Here is a 15447-nt window from a genome sequence, read left to right as displayed (position 1 = left end):
AATAATTACAGATAAAACTAGACTCATTAGGGAAGATGAGAACGTAAAAAAATAGAGGTTATATGAATCAATTAATTTCAATTGGACCACTAGAATCCTTCCTAATCGCGATTAGTGTTTTGTTTCTAGGTCATTTCGTCAATGCAAAGCTTCCGATTCTCAAAAAGTACAACATTCCAGAGCCCATTGTCGGCGGCTTGATTGTCGCTTTTGCTATTACAGCCCTGCACTTTAACGGCCTTGATCTTGAGTTTTCCTTGCCCCTGCAGAACACGTTTATGTTGATGTTCTTTGCAACGGTCGGTCTTGCGGCGAACTACACGCAGCTGATAAAAGGTGGTGCTAAGGTATTCCTATTCTTAGGGGTAGCGTCGGTTTACATCATTATCCAAAACGGTGTAGGAGTAACCTTAGCTACGGCACTAGGCCTTGAACCCTTGATGGGTTTGATTGCTGGCTCTATCACCCTTTCGGGCGGTCACGGCACAGGCGCGGCTTGGTCTCAAACTTTTGCAGACACGTTTGGCATTGCAAATACGCTAGAAATCGCGATGGCTTCAGCGACCTTTGGTTTGATCATCGGTGGTATTATCGGTAGCCCTGTGGCGCAAAAGCTGATTGATAAAAACCAGCTTGAATCTGAGTACGGCACTGGCACGCAAACACATGAACGCTTCCCTGAACTTGTTACTTACAACGAGTATGAAGAAGACAAAGTGACGGCGAAGAAGGTGATTGAAGTGTTGTTCATCCTTCTTATCTGTATCACGGGTGCGAAGTACCTAGAGCAGTGGGTGGCGACTTTTGAAATTTCTTGGTTGATGATTCCTGACTTCGTTTACGCGTTGTTTATCGGTGTTTTCATCACTAACGTGTTTGAAGTGACTAAGCTGCATAAGACTGACAGCGAAACGGTCGATATTCTTGGTACGGTGTCATTGTCACTGTTCCTAGCAATGGCGCTAATGAGCCTTAAGCTTTGGAACATATTTGACCTTGCGATTCCGTTCTTGGTTATCCTGGCGGTTCAGGCGGTTGTGTTAGGTATCTTCTCTTACTTTGTGACGTTCAAAGTAATGGGTTCTAACTACGACGCAGCGGTTATGGCAGGTGGTCACTGTGGTTTCGGCCTAGGTGCAACACCAACAGCGGTAATGAACATGGGCTCTTTGGTGAACCGTTTTGGTCCTTCACCACAGGCGTTCATGGTGGTGCCAATTGTTGGTGCCTTCTTTATCGATATCGTTAACCTGATTATCCTTCAGGGTTACATCTCGTTTATCGGTTAATGTTCGCCTTTACTTAAACGCAATGTGCTTATCGCACTAAGATGAATACAAGAAAGCCAGTCTGTTGACTGGCTTTTTTTGTTCTTGTTTATCGAGGTTTTCTTGCCTGATACCCCTGCGGTTAGGGCTCTGTCACATCAACACGCCCTAAAGTGTTGTAACGACTTCATCAAGAGCTAGGCGCGCTTTTGGTTTGCCGTAGTTGTAGTCTTCGCCGTCTTTGTGGTAGCCGATAGCTAGCGCTACATCAACAACGTGACCTTCTAGTTCGTCAGCAAACTCTTCGCTGATCATAGCTGCATCTACACCTTCCATAGGTGTTGAAGCGATACCTAGACGAGCTAGTGTGTGCAGTGTGTTACCTAGTGCGATGTAAACTTGAGACTTAGTCCAGTTACCGTTGAAACCTGTTTCGTCTGTGTTCATTTCTGCGAATGCGTAAGCACCTAAGAATTGCTCGTACATTTCAGCTGGTAAGTGACCAGAGCTTACTTCTGTATCAGCACGCTTCGCGAATTTCTCTTTAGTGTACTTAGGATCGTGAGCAAACAGGATCGTGTGTGACGCTTCTTTCGCATGTGGTTGGTTAAACTGGAACATGTTTTCGAAAGTATTGTGGAAGCGTTGTTTTGCTGCGTCACTCTCAATGATGATGAATTTCCAAGGCTGAGAGTTGATAGAAGAAGCTGACAAGCGAAGTGCTTCTTTGATTACTTCCATGTCTTCCGCAGAGATGCGCTTTTCTGCATCGTATTTTTTAGCTGTGTAACGAGTGTTTAGATCAGTAATGATTGGATGAGTCATGTTGAATCCTAATATCTATCAATAATAAATGTTGTAGGGTTTTATGTTCAGTTACGTCAACAATAAACGGATAACCAATTTAAACGAATCTCAATAGATTGAACGTCTAAATAGTTATCGAACATGCCCCAATAAATCGAGTATCTGCGGTAGCTCAAGTCGATGGGTGTAAGATAATAGAAGAATGACTCGGGAAAAATAGCGAACATATCAAATCACTATGGTTAATAATGTCCATAATGATTCAATAAGTGTGATCTTAATGGAGGTGGAATCTCTAGATTCAGTAGCTTAGTACGCTTTGATACCATATTGGCGCAATAATGGCGGAAGTACGCTGTCTAGGTTGGGGATATCTTCTGGCGTGATTTCGATTAAACCAAAACCATGCTCTTCATAGATTTTTCTCGTAGCTTCACGTTTATTTTCGGCGATTGGCGCAGAATCAGTTCCCCAGAACTGGATGTATACTTTGCCACTTGGTAGATAAAAATCGCTGATCACTTCTTTTGATATCGGAAGCGGACGCTCGTACGCATGGACCACTCCTGCCATATAAAGCCAGTTATCAATGATCAGCTCTCCCTTTGATCGAACATAATGCCCGTCTAAGCTTCGGTGCTTCGCCTTAAATTTCTGACGAAAACTGGAGAATGACACATCGGTCGAGTGGCTTTCAGCATCATGCCCTAGGAATTCAACAACAGACTGCTTTAAACGTTTATTGCGAACCAATGAGTCGTGCCATACCACGAATAAGTTTTGAGTCGCTTTGTCTTCTCTTTGTTCACCTCCGGCTTTTAAGCCTGTAGAGGTGACATGCCAACCGTCTTCTTCTTTTGTTATCCAACCAAGCTCGTTGAGCAGTAAGTTGATTTTCTTTGCGCTGAGTTGAAAGGCACTGCCAAGCTGGGTGGCGGTGAGTGTTTTTCCTGAGAATGAGTCCAAATCGATAAGCAGTTTCTCTGGCCAGACAATAAAGACACCAAACTTCTTGTGTTCGACATATTCCCCACCAAAGCTTTCTCCCCGTTCTGTGAGAATCCAACGCTCTTGTGAACGCACTATATAGCCCGCTGTTTTTAGATCGCTAAATAAAGCTTTAGCTTCTATGCCTTTTTGTTTAGCGAGTGCGGATGTGGAAATTTTGTCTGACATAGTCTTTTCTCAAATAGCGGAGTGATCAGCTGATGGGTGTTGGATATATATATGATGCGATAGCGTTGGTAAATACCATATCACATCTATCAATGCTAACTGCAGTTCAGTGGTCTATGTTTTTAGTAGAGCGTTAGGTCTCGTTTTGTATGTTTAGCAAAATGGAGCTCAATCTGTAATTAAATTACAGGTATCGCGATTTTGCTCATCTGGGTGCATATTTTATATACGTGACACGATGTTCTTTTATACGGTTTATATAGATCTTAGATGCTATATTTTATTAAATGTGACTTTAATCACATTTTATTTTTAAGTATTACAAAATAAAATGTGATCTAGATCGTGTGTTGATGATATCTATTCTCATTAATTTGGCTTTGTAATTTAAATTCATGGTGTTTTTGTGATCTAAGGTGTGCTTGTTAACCCGAAAGTGTTTTTCGTGTGTGATGGCTGTCACGAAAGTTGGGCTAAGGTGCATTTTGGAAATGTTGTGATACATTTTAATCGACTTTTGAGTACACACTTTCGGTCATTTGACCAACCAATACATTACGGGGTTCTACCTATGTTATCACCAGAAGCAAAGATTAAGGTTCAAAACTTTGGTCGTTTCTTATCCAATATGGTAATGCCAAACATCGGCGCATTTATTGCGTGGGGTTTCATTACTGCACTATTCATCCCAACGGGTTGGTGGCCTAACGAAACGTTAGCATCAATGGTTGGTCCTATGATTACATACCTACTGCCACTATTGATTGGTTACACCGGTGGTAAAATGGTTGGTGGCGACCGCGGTGCGGTAGTGGGCGCTATCACAACAATGGGTGTTATCGTTGGTACTGATATCCCAATGTTCATGGGTGCAATGATTGTAGGTCCACTAGGTGGTATCGCAATTAAGAAATTCGATGAAGCTGTTCACGGTAAAGTGAAGAGTGGTTTCGAAATGCTAGTGAACAACTTCTCTGCGGGTATCATCGGCATGATCTGTGCGATCATCGCGTTCATCGTGATTGGTCCTGCGGTTAAGATTCTGTCTGGCGGACTTGCGGCTGGCGTAAACGCAATGGTAGAAGCGGGTGCACTACCTCTAGCATCTATCTTTGTTGAACCTGCGAAAATCCTATTCCTAAATAACGCAATCAACCACGGTATCTTCTCTCCACTAGGTATCCAGCAATCTGAAGAGATGGGTCGCTCTATCTTCTTCCTAATCGAAGCAAACCCAGGTCCTGGTTTTGGTCTTCTACTTGCTTACATGGTGTTTGGTAAAGGTAGCGCGAAGCAATCTGCTGCTGGTGCATCTATCATCCACTTCCTAGGGGGTATCCACGAAATTTACTTCCCTTACGTTCTAATGAACCCACGTCTAATTCTTGCGGTAATCGCAGGTGGTATGGCGGGTGTATTCACTAACGTAATGTTCGATTCTGGCCTTATCTCTCCAGCATCTCCAGGTTCTATCTTCGCAGTCTTACTGATGACGCCAAAAGGCTCTTACATCGGCGTGATTCTATCTGTTATCGCAGCAACGGCAGTATCGTTTGTTGTAGCGTCAATCCTTCTTAAAACATCAGCGCAAGATGATGAGGAAGATTCACTAGAGAAAGCTTCTGCACAAATGAAAGACATGAAAGCGTCTTCTAAAGGTGCAGCAGCAGAAGCAAACGTAAACCTAGCGGATGTAAAAGCAGTTTATGTAGCGTGTGATGCGGGTATGGGTTCAAGTGCAATGGGTGCAGGTCTACTACGTAAGAAAGTAGCAACAGCTGGCCTAGACATTGAAGTAACCAACTACGCAATCAACAACCTACCGGCTGATTCGCAAATCGTTATTACGCATAAAGACCTAACAGACCGTGCTCGTAGCACTGTGCCAGGTGCGATGCATATGTCTCTAAGCAACTTCCTAGACGGCGGCGTATACGACCAACTAGTTGCCGAGCTTGTCGATGCTCAAAGTGGTGAAGCGAAAGTAGAAGCTCCGGCTCCTGCAGCAGCTCCAGCGCAAGAAGGCAACAAGCTTGCACTCACGGACGACAGCATCTTCCTTGGCCTTAAAGCGACTCAAAAAGAAGACGCAATCAAGTTTGCTGGCGAACAATTAGTAAAACTTGGCAACGTATCACCAGAATACGTAGATGGCATGTTTGCTCGTGAAGAGCTTGTGTCTACTTACCTAGGTGAGTCTATCGCAGTACCACACGGCACAATCGAAGCGAAACAGTACGTACAAAAAACCGGCATCGTTTTCTGTCAGTACCCTGAAGGTATTCAGTGGGGCGAAGATGAAGATGATATCGCGAAGATGGTTATCGGTATTGCCGCACAAGGCGATGAGCACAACATGGTGCTGATGGCTATTACCAATTCACTCGATGATGAAGAAGCTGTGGAATGCCTACAGAACACAACAAACCCTGCTGATGTTCTACGTATTCTCAACGGAAACTAAAAAGCTCTAGTCAAGCTCCTGAGTGAAGGAGGCCGGTATCCCCCTACTGGCCTCATTTTCGGTCTTAATCTTTCTAACAAGATTCAGTCTGAATAGCTTACTGCTTAATGCCTAGGGCACATCGTCAAGGCATGTTGTTGAGCAGTTAGCTATCTAGATTCAAATATTTATAAGGTCAAAATTATGAAAGCGTTACATTTTGGTGCAGGTAATATCGGTCGTGGTTTCATTGGTAAGCTTCTTTCTGATGCTGGTATGAAGGTTACGTTTGCTGACGTAAATGAAACGGTTGTAAATGCGTTAATTGAACGCCAAGAATACCCAGTTAAGATTGTTGGCGAAGAGTGTGTTGTCGAAGTTGTTAAGAACGTGACAGCAGTAAACTCAGCGACAAGCGCAGTAGTAGATTGCATTGCTGAGTCTGATCTTGTGACGACAGCCGTGGGCCCTACGGTTCTTAAAATCATCTCTAAGTCTATCGCTCAAGGCATTGAAAAGCGTGCAGCAGCAAACAACACTGCACCAATGAACATCATCGCGGCAGAGAACATGGTTCGCGGTACTAGCCAATTAAAAGCAGCCGTGTTAGAGCACCTTTCTGATGAAATGAAAGCGTTCACTGAAGAGCACATTGGCTTTGTTGATTCTGCGGTTGACCGTATTGTTCCACCGGCAGAAGCGGGCGAAACAGATCCTCTAGCGGTAACGGTTGAAACGTTCAGCGAGTGGATCGTAGATCAAACACAATTCAAAGGTGAGATTCCAAACATCCCAGGAATGGAATGCACTGATAACCTAATGGCTTTCGTTGAGCGTAAACTGTTTACTCTTAACACTGGTCACCTAGTAACGGCATACCTTGGCGTTCTTGCGGGTCATGAGACAATCAAAGACTCTATTGAAGACGACGTAATCCGTGCTGAAGTAACAGCAACGATGGAAGAGAGTGGTGCAGTTCTGATTAAGCGTTACGGTTTTGATCCTGAAGCTCACGCTGCATACATCCAAAAAATCCTTGGTCGTTTTGCAAACCCATTCCTACGTGATGAAGTAGATCGTGTTGGTCGTCAACCAATTCGTAAGCTGAGCCCACAAGATCGCTTGGTTAAGCCACTGAACGGCACATTAGAATACGGCCTTCCAAACGCTCACCTAGTAAAAGCGATTGCGGCAGCGTTCCATTATAAGAACGAAGACGACCCACAAGCGGTTGAACTTCAAGCAATGTTCGCAGAAAAAGGCTTTGCTGAGACATTAGCGCATTATTCTGAGCTGAATAGTGACTCAGAAGTTGTTAAACTAGCGGAAGAAGCTTATCTAGCATTGAAATGATAAACCATCAAAGTGCCACACCAGTGGCACTTTCTTATTGTCGAGCCGTTATGCCAATACAAACAAGCCATGAAACTGAATTACTCGAAGCCCTTTCGGAAGCTGAGAGTGCTAGCGCTTGCCTAATGGCTGCTTATGATGCATTGGACGACACGGTAGATGCCGTATTAAAAAACATCTTTAAGAAAGACGACACTGCAATTAAGTTCGTTGTCGAGCCACTTCTCAACAGTGGTGGGCCGTTAGGCGAGATCATGATTCGTGCTAAGTTGCTACTCGGACTTGGCGTGATCAGTAAAGAACTCTACGATGATCTAGAGGTTTTCGTTACCTTGAAAGAGTGGGCGAAAATACAGGGTGAAGACACCAGCTTTACAGAAGTTGATGTGATATTTGAGCTCAACAAGGTGCACGCGATTCAGCGTATTATGCCTATCGAATATGACGCGGAGATGGTGGAAACGATGTCTGGCCCAATGCTTGAAATGTTCTTGGGGCGACATAATCAAAAGGTGAAGTCGACGATCGTATTAGCTATCACTGACATTATCACTACCCTATGCCGAGATAACGCGCTGAGCTCTTAGCTCTAGTTTGCAGCTCTGCTTATCTTGTTTCGCATCCTACATAACTTGTAGCTGTTCGTTCGTTTCAATACAAAGATTTAAATGATGGCGGTTTCTCTCGTTGGAGAAATCGCTTTGTTGTTTTTGTGCTTCTAAAAAATATCCGAAATATCTTCCCATTAAATACAAAAGCAACAGGCACAAAAAAAGCCACATTCAGTGGCTTTTTCTATTCAAGACGCTCTCTTTATAAAAACGCCCTGCTATTCAAGACTATAGGAATTATAGGTCTTGGATGTTCTCAGCTTCTAGCTCTTGGAAGTAGCGTAGAGTCTTAACTTTTAGCTCTTGTTGAGCTGGCTCATCAGCAACGATGATAGCTTTACGGTGCATCTGTAGAGCTGTAACAGTCCACATGTGGTTTACAGAACCTTCGATAGCCATTTGAAGCGCTTGAGCTTTGTTGTGGCCTAGAGAAAGGATCATCACTTCTTCTGCATCTAGAAGAGTCGCAACACCGATAGTTAGTGCGTATTTAGGAACTTGGTTGATGTCGCCATCGAAGAAACGAGAGTTCGCGATACGAGTGTCTTCAGTCAACGTTTTGATACGAGTGCGTGAAGATAGAGAAGAACCTGGTTCGTTGAATGCGATGTGACCGTCGATGCCTACGCCGCCCATGAACAGGTTGATTTTGCCGTATGAACGGATTTTCTCTTCGTATGCTGCACAGTGAGCATCGATATCTTCAGCTTTGCCGTCTAGCAGGTTGATGTTTTCTGCTTGGATATCAACGTGGTTGAAGAAGTTCTCGTGCATGAATGTGCGGTAAGACTCTGGGTGGTTAGGGTCGATGCCAACGTACTCATCCATGTTGAATGTTACAACGTGCTTGAAGCTAACTTCGCCAGCTTTGTAAAGTTCAATTAGCTCAGCGTAAGTAGTTAGAGGTGTGCTACCAGTAGGAAGACCTAGTACAAATGGACGCTCAGCCGTTGGAGCGAACTTGTTGATTGAATCTGCGATATGACGAGCAGCCCATTTACCTACTTTAGCTTTGTTGCTTAATGGAATAAGTCTCATTGATTTTGCCCCTAGAAATAAAATTTTATAGTGTTCTGAAACATTAATTCGCATTATAAAATAAGTTATCCAGTTCCGCTATTGTTTTAGGTCAAGTTTTTGCTTTTTTCGTCGTAACTGTGACTGGAACTCTCAAAATTGCACAATTATTGTATGGATATTTGGTGGCGTTAAACAAGATTAATACGTTTGTCATATACAGCAATGTTGATCTAATTCAGCACCTGAAAGGGTTGGTGTGTTTCTATGCCTTGATACGATTATTGCAATAATGGCATCGCTCGAACCATTGACGAATTTTGGTGCATTAACGTGTTTCGAGTATAAACAAGCGTTGAGCGTATAGTTGAAACTAGAAAAATAATGATGGCAATGGAGCGCTATCGTGATAAAAGACAGGGGCAGGATGAAGAACGATGAATCTCAGTGGGATGAATACCCATAAGATTGAACGAGAGCTGTGTTTTAGTCACGCTATCGCTATGAATTGTATATAAATATTGGTAAAAATGGATAGGTTGGCTAAACTTACCAATTACAAAGAAGATGTGTGTTTGAAGGCAAAAAAAAGCCCAAAGTGATGAGGTATCACTTTGAGCGATTTTACTAATCTTCTAACACTAACTCACTTTCGTATTCTTCCCTAGATACGTCGCCGCGTTTGCAGCCGTTTAGGGTGTGAAAGCGACGGCGTCCACGAGCCAGTTGAATGTACTTCAACCAAACACGCTCTAACTTGGACTTTGCCTTATGAGGGTGAGACAACACTTTAATGAAGTGTTTTTCTTCTGCATTGATTGGTGCTAGTTCACCAGTTTCAAGTGCAAGCATAGTGTCACCAAACAAGGTTAGGATTTCCTCTTCTGAAAGAGTAAAATCACCCGACTTAGCGAACCCTCTCGGGAATTTAATGGTGTCATAAAAACGTTTTTTTCCGTGTCGGAATTCGGTCTCAGACATATCAGCCTCAGTAATGTGGTTAGATAGAAATTAGTGTTTATTGCTCACGCGAAAATATTGTTAAAAGGCTAAAATAGGAAACAAAATGTTTTTGCCTTTACGATAAACAATCCTAGATCGGCTAGTTAGCAGATTTATTACAGAGATGTATTTGATGGATGTGAAAGTATTTAGAACCTTTCTTGAGGTTGCAAGGGTGCGCCATTTTGGGCGTGCAGCTGAAAACTTGTATTTAACACAAGCGGCGGTGAGTGCGCGGATCAAACAGCTTGAAGGCTATTTTGATACTCAGCTCTTCATTCGTGACCGCAATAACATCAAACTCACATCTTCCGGTGAACGTTTGATTGGTTATGCCGAAGTGATGGTGTCCACCCTACAACAAGCCAAATTTGAGCTGTCGTTAGAGAGTGGTAAAGCCTTGCAGTTAACGCTGGGCGGCACGCCGAATATTTGGGATGCGTATCTGCAAAACTGTTTAAGTGTGGTAACCGACTCTTTTGGTGGTTACGGCTTTATGGCAGAGGTGATGGGGCGCGAGCAACTGAACCGTAATTTGTTAGAACGAACCTTAGATATGGCTTTCGCGTTCGATCAGATCAAAGCAGAAGAGCTGAACTGTAAAAAAGTCGCTGACTTGGTTTTGGTGTTGGTATCAACGCAGCAAGATGATCTGGAATCTGTATTTCAACATAAGTATGTTTATGTGGATTGGGGAACGCGCTTTGGTTCTGAACACGCAGAACGTCACCCTAAAGTGCCAGCACCGTACCTACGTACCTCTACAGCCCGTATCGCCCTCGATTTCATTTTAGAGAAAGGCGGCAGTGCGTATCTTCCGGTGTCTCTAGTCGAACCTTTTATCGATTCGGGTCAGCTGCACAAGGTGAAAGGGGTTGAAGACTGGTATCTCCCAATTTATCTGAGCTACCGTAAAAGCAGTACCTCGGTTGATGCGATCATGCAGGTTGAGAAGTTGGTTAATGAGATTGACCCATCGACCGCTTACACATTGCAGCAAGCCGCTGAACAAGCACCTGAGTAACGGCATTCGCGGTAAAGCAGTGGCTTTGCTGATTAGATTCAATAAAAAATGGCTCCCAACTAATTGTATAGTTGGGAGCCATTTTTGTTTTAAACCAGAAATGTACTTCTTTTCGGAACTAGAGATCGTTTCTAATTCCATAAATATCGTTTAGGCCTGGTATGTGTAGCCTTTATTAAAAGCCCTATAGGTTCATTAGATTCTCAATAGACTCTTCAAGAGAGTGTGACATGTACGAATGGATTTGATTGCCATCCGTTGCGTCAATCTCGATCATAGAAATCCCGTTGTCCGCTTTGTCTTCAAGAAAGCTTAGAGACTGCTCGACTGATTGACTGGTGAGAACCTGTTGATTTGATAAAACAATACGACATGTGTGTAGAACCATAGCCTTTTCCTTTTTATATTCGATAGGTCTCTGCATCTTGGCGTGCTAAGTACCGATCGTTGACGTTGTGAGAAGAATGCCCTCTCTAGGTTAAATTTAGTCGAATTGAATAAAATTAAAACCCTTTTTTGTGATTTATCTGACCTTCGCTTCCGAAAGTGGCTAGCGACAATGGTGGTTCACGGTAAACTTTTAGGTATCGGATCAAACGCTATGGTAAGTGGGAAGAGTACGGCATGTCGAAAAAGATCAATCACAACAGCAGCTTAACCAGTGAGTAGTGCCATTTGGCTCGATATGCACGAGATGCTCGCTTTGATGGGATGTTTTTTACAGCGGTGAAAACGACAGGAATTTTTTGTCGCCCGATTTGCCCAGCCACACCACCCAAAGAAGAAAACGTCGAATATTTTTCCCATCAAGCTCAAGCATTGAAAGCGGGATATCGTCCTTGTTTACGTTGTCGACCAGACAGCGCACCTTTTTCGCCGGCTTGGAAGGGCGTCGAAACCACTTTCTTACGTGCGATGCAGTTGATTGATAATGGCGCTCTGAATTCAGGATCTATCGTCGACCTTGCAACGCGGTTAGGTATTTCAGATCGTTATTTACGAACCTTATTCGACAATTACATCGGCGTGTCACCCAAGCAATATAGTCTGTACAGTCAATTGATGTTTGCCAAGCAGTTGCTGCACACCAGTAGCATGAGCATTACTGATGTCGGCTTTGCTAGTGGCTTCAATAGTACGCGCCGTTTTAATGATGCCTTTCAAAAAGAGCTGCAGCTTTCGCCAAGCCAAATTAGGCGAGCGAAGCCAAGTGACACTCAGAGTAATCATATTCAGCTTGGTTTTCATGGACCCTTAGATTGGAACCACTTGTTGAGGTTTTATCGACGAAGAATGATTGAGGGCTTAGAAGGCGTTGGCGAAGATTATTATAAGCGCACGGTAAATGTGAACGGGTCAAAGGGTTGGTTCAAGGCGATTTTAGCCAAAGATAACCGCTTGGATATTGAATTCGAGTTGGATGATATAAGCCAATTAAGAAGCTTGATTGCGAATATCCGCCGTATGTTTGATCTTGATGTCGATATTGCCAAGGTTGAGACGTTCTTTACGACTATCGATCCTAACTTGGTGGCTAAGAGTGGTATCCGTATTCCTGGCGTGTGGAGTGCTTGGGAGGCAGGCGTGAGAGCGATTCTAGGACAGCAAGTTTCGGTAACCGCGGCGATTGGTCAGCTTAACTTATTGGTCAAAGAGCTTTCTGATGAACATGAGAAAGCCAGCTTCCCAACACCAAAACAGATAGCGGACGCTGATGTTAGCTTCTTGAGAATGCCGGGAAGCCGCAAAGAGACCCTAAAGCGTTTTGCCGAATACATGGTCGACAATGAAGCTGAGCATCCTTCCAAATGGATTGAGCTAAAAGGGATTGGGCCTTGGACTATTCAATATGCACTGCTTCGCGGGTTAAGCGAACCTAATCATCTGTTGGTTGGTGACTTGGTGGTGAAGAAGTTTATTGAGCATCGCCCCGCCATCAACACGGAGAGTGTTTCGCCTTGGGGTAGTTACGCCACGTTCCACTGTTGGAATCAGTCTTAATCGGAATACTAAGCTAGGAGATATCATGGACAACCGTTTTACTTACTATGAGAGCCCATTGGGAACCGTGACGTTACAGGCGAACGATGAAGGCTTGCTCGGCCTTTGGTTCGAGACACATACCACCAAGCCGGAACCGTTGGGTGTTCAAGATGATAGCTTTCCGATCTTTGCATTGGCTATCGAGCAGCTTAATCGCTATTTCTCGGGCGAAGCTATTCAGTTTTCTGTGCCGATTGCAGCCAAGGGCACGCCATTTCAGCAGTCGGTTTGGCAGGCGCTGACGACCATTCCTTATGGAGAGACTTGGAGCTATGCACAACTGGCCGATGCGATAGGCAATCCGAAAGCCGTTCGTGCTGTGGGTTTGGCGAATGGCAAAAATCCGGTTTCAGTGATTGTGCCGTGTCACCGTGTGATTGGTAAAAACGGCAAACTGACGGGTTATGCAGGTGGCGTAGAACGTAAACAGCACTTATTGGTGATAGAGGGAAGAGAGCAAGACTAGCAAGCGATTTAGCCATGAGCCTGTCGAGATGCTGGCTGAATATCTCGTACTACTTAATGGTGAAGGCGAGTGGTTCTTAAAATATGACTTTGCATTAAAATCAACGCTTTCTGGGAAATATCGATTTGGTTGCATATTCTTTGACTATGTTCTCTAGGCAAGGATGCCCAAATGAATAGATTCCCCTTACTAATATCTGGCTGCAGCTCTGCATTATTGCTGACAGGTTGTTTAACTGATACCAGCCGACCTTTCGAGGTTCCACAGCTTGCTCTGTTCAAAGGTATGTATGAGAACGCAGATAATGACAGTTATCTACTTTTTGAATCCGGGCAAGTGACTTATCAAACAACGGATAATTCCGTGACTCGAACCTATCGTGTTGATGATGACTTGATCACCATTGAATTCAATTCTGGAAGCAGCCGAACTGACTCTAGACTAGTGATGCGCATTCAACAGAAGGGCGAGATGCTAACTTGCAACCAATGTCCAGCGATACAATTGAGTAACGTCTGGACACTTGTAGATAAGCCTGTGAAAGACAGTTCGAACTAGAAAAGATCTCCGAATTAGAAAAGATCGCCATTAAGCCATAGGTGTGCAGCGATACTGACGGCATAGCCAATCATGATCACTGGCATCCATTTCAAGTGGCCAAAGAAGGTGTATTTGCCATGCGCCGCGCCCATTAACGCCACACCTGCCGCACTACCAATGGATAACAAGCTGCCGCCAACGCCTGCGGTTAAGGTGATCAGTAGCCAGTTACCCATCGACATTTGAGGTTCCATCGATAACACGGCAAACATCACCGGAATGTTATCGACAATCGCAGATAAGATCCCCACCATGATGTTGGCCCAAATTGGATCCCATTGGCTATACATCACGCCAGAGGCAAGCTCCAAGTATCCCAGTAGACTCAAGCCACCTACACACATTACCACGCCGTAGAAGAACAGCAGAGTGTCCCATTCGGCATGGGACACTCTTCGAAATACATCAAAGGGCACGACTGAACCGAGTCGCTTCAATGCCCCCCCATCATTGTTGGCAATCGCCACCGCTTTTTTCTTCGCCAGTGAATTTGGTAAGGTCTTACGCAAGAAATAACCAAAGAACTGTAGATACGCCAGCCCCATCATCATGCCCATTACTGGAGGGAAGTGGAGTACGGCATGGAAAGCAACCGCAGTGCCGATGGTCATGATGAACAACAACACGATGCGTCTTGCACCGCGTTTTAATTCAACGTGCTGATGCACCGTGTCGGGTTGGGTTGTGGGAACAAAGTAAGACATGATCATTGCAGGGACGAGGTAATTCATCACTGAAGGAATAAATAAGGGAATGAATTCACTGAAGCTCACATAACCAGCCTGCCACACCATCAACGTTGTGATGTCACCGAATGGGCTGAACGCGCCGCCAGCGTTAGCGGCTATCACGATATTCACACAGGCTAGGTTAACGAATTTAGGGTTAGATCCTGCGACTTTCAGAACCACGGCGCACATCAATAGAGCTGTGGTGAGGTTGTCGGCGATCGGTGAGATAAAGAAGGCCAGAATACCGGTTAGCCAGAACAGAGAGCGGAAATTAAAGCCTTTGCCCACCATCCACGCTTGCAGCGCATCAAACAGTCTTCTCTCTTCCATGGCGCTGATGTAGGTCATGGCGACGAGTAGGAAAAGTAACAGCTCAGCGTATTCCAGTAAGTTGTGTTCGAGTGCTTGCTTAGCGACTTCAACAAGGTTGTGTTCTTGGTAGATAAAACCAATGATTATCCAGATCAGTCCTGCTGCAAGTAACACTGGCTTAGATTTTCGGAGCTTTAGGTACTCTTCCATCATCACCACGATGTAGGCGACAACGAAAATGGTCAGGGATAGGTAGCCAGCGAATGAGTTGGTGAGCTTGAGTGGTTCTCCCAACTGAGAAGTGGCAGCACCTGCTACCGAAGAAAAGAGTAACAAAGAGAGAACAGCAGAAAGCTGGATACCTAACATGGATTACGCTCCGAAGTTAATAAGTTATTAACACGGGTAAAAGAGTAGACCTAAATAACCATGTGCAGTGTGATAGATATCTTAATAATTCAATAGATTATAATGAAAGGAATAGACTGTGATGTGAACGAAATACGGTCTTACATACTCAAAATTACTGTCTTCCACACTTAAGTTAAAGACTAAAGACTAAAGACTAAAGACTAAAGAAAAAGGTTCATCGCG

Annotated in this window: 14 protein-coding genes; 8 read left to right on the top strand and 6 right to left on the bottom strand. The window is 44.2% G+C overall.

The features are described 5' to 3' along the window. Nucleotides 1-62 precede the first annotated feature (62 nt). Nucleotides 63-1289 carry a sodium/glutamate symporter gene (gene gltS, locus AB4558_RS18050; protein WP_017060972.1) on the top strand — a complete coding sequence of 409 codons (1227 nt, stop codon included), beginning with the start codon at nt 63-65 and terminating at the stop codon, nt 1287-1289. Nucleotides 1290-1436: 147 nt separating this feature from the next. On the opposite strand, the gene AB4558_RS18045 is transcribed toward gltS, so the two are convergent. Then, nucleotides 1437-2093 (bottom strand): NAD(P)H-dependent oxidoreductase, encoded by a 657-nt coding sequence (locus AB4558_RS18045; RefSeq protein ID WP_017061511.1) that lies wholly within the window; start codon nt 2091-2093, stop codon nt 1437-1439. A 291-nt stretch (nt 2094-2384) separates the two neighbouring features. Beyond that, nucleotides 2385-3251 (bottom strand): hypothetical protein, encoded by an 867-nt coding sequence (locus tag AB4558_RS18040; RefSeq protein ID WP_017065081.1) that lies wholly within the window; start codon nt 3249-3251, stop codon nt 2385-2387. 571 nt (nt 3252-3822) lie between these two features. Here AB4558_RS18040 and AB4558_RS18035 point away from each other — a divergent pair. The 3 genes from AB4558_RS18035 to AB4558_RS18025 all read left to right on the top strand — a co-directional run bounded on the left by AB4558_RS18035 (nt 3823) and on the right by AB4558_RS18025 (nt 7634). Next, nucleotides 3823-5715: a PTS mannitol transporter subunit IICBA gene (locus AB4558_RS18035; protein WP_017066361.1), complete on the top strand. Its 1893-nt coding sequence runs from the start codon at nt 3823-3825 to the stop codon at nt 5713-5715. A gap of 183 nt (nt 5716-5898) precedes the next feature. Next, nucleotides 5899-7047 (top strand): mannitol-1-phosphate 5-dehydrogenase, encoded by a 1149-nt coding sequence (locus tag AB4558_RS18030; RefSeq protein WP_009846102.1) that lies wholly within the window; start codon nt 5899-5901, stop codon nt 7045-7047. A gap of 50 nt (nt 7048-7097) precedes the next feature. Beyond that, the gene (locus tag AB4558_RS18025; protein ID WP_198592367.1) at nt 7098-7634 is read left to right on the top strand and encodes an MltR family transcriptional regulator; all 537 of its coding nucleotides are present in this window, start codon (nt 7098-7100) and stop codon (nt 7632-7634) included. Nucleotides 7635-7895: 261 nt separating this feature from the next. Here AB4558_RS18025 and nagB read toward each other — a convergent pair whose 3' ends face one another. Beyond that, nucleotides 7896-8696 (bottom strand): glucosamine-6-phosphate deaminase, encoded by an 801-nt coding sequence (nagB, locus tag AB4558_RS18020; protein ID WP_017057618.1) that lies wholly within the window; start codon nt 8694-8696, stop codon nt 7896-7898. A gap of 606 nt (nt 8697-9302) precedes the next feature. Beyond that, nucleotides 9303-9656 carry a DUF413 domain-containing protein gene (locus AB4558_RS18015; RefSeq protein ID WP_017061517.1) on the bottom strand — a complete coding sequence of 118 codons (354 nt, stop codon included), beginning with the start codon at nt 9654-9656 and terminating at the stop codon, nt 9303-9305. Between the two features lie 154 nt (nt 9657-9810). On the opposite strand from AB4558_RS18015, the gene AB4558_RS18010 reads away from it, so the two are divergent. Beyond that, nucleotides 9811-10701 (top strand): LysR family transcriptional regulator, encoded by an 891-nt coding sequence (locus tag AB4558_RS18010; RefSeq protein WP_017061518.1) that lies wholly within the window; start codon nt 9811-9813, stop codon nt 10699-10701. Nucleotides 10702-10885: 184 nt separating this feature from the next. Here AB4558_RS18010 and AB4558_RS18005 read toward each other — a convergent pair whose 3' ends face one another. Then, complete coding sequence (locus AB4558_RS18005; RefSeq protein ID WP_017061519.1) at nt 10886-11089, bottom strand: hypothetical protein; 204 nt, start codon at nt 11087-11089, stop codon at nt 10886-10888. A gap of 287 nt (nt 11090-11376) precedes the next feature. Between AB4558_RS18005 and AB4558_RS18000 the strand changes: the two genes are divergently transcribed. The 3 genes from AB4558_RS18000 to AB4558_RS17990 all read left to right on the top strand — a co-directional run bounded on the left by AB4558_RS18000 (nt 11377) and on the right by AB4558_RS17990 (nt 13768). Beyond that, nucleotides 11377-12702 carry an AlkA N-terminal domain-containing protein gene (locus AB4558_RS18000; protein ID WP_372073659.1) on the top strand — a complete coding sequence of 442 codons (1326 nt, stop codon included), beginning with the start codon at nt 11377-11379 and terminating at the stop codon, nt 12700-12702. A 25-nt stretch (nt 12703-12727) separates the two neighbouring features. Then, nucleotides 12728-13210 carry a methylated-DNA--[protein]-cysteine S-methyltransferase gene (locus AB4558_RS17995; RefSeq protein ID WP_017061521.1) on the top strand — a complete coding sequence of 161 codons (483 nt, stop codon included), beginning with the start codon at nt 12728-12730 and terminating at the stop codon, nt 13208-13210. A gap of 171 nt (nt 13211-13381) precedes the next feature. Continuing rightward, entirely contained in the window at nt 13382-13768 is a 387-nt protein-coding gene (locus AB4558_RS17990) for a hypothetical protein (RefSeq protein ID WP_017061522.1), read from the top strand. 14 nt (nt 13769-13782) lie between these two features. On the opposite strand, the gene nhaD is transcribed toward AB4558_RS17990, so the two are convergent. Then, a complete protein-coding gene (gene nhaD / locus AB4558_RS17985; protein ID WP_017061523.1) occupies nt 13783-15222 on the bottom strand; it encodes a sodium:proton antiporter NhaD in 1440 nt (479 codons plus the stop codon). Between the last annotated feature and the right edge of the window lie 225 nt (nt 15223-15447).

The organism is Vibrio sp. 10N.222.51.C5 (assembly GCF_041474575.1).
GTDB classification, from domain to species: Bacteria; Pseudomonadota; Gammaproteobacteria; order Enterobacterales; family Vibrionaceae; genus Vibrio; species Vibrio crassostreae_C.
This window is presented reverse-complemented; position numbering and strand designations above follow the sequence as displayed.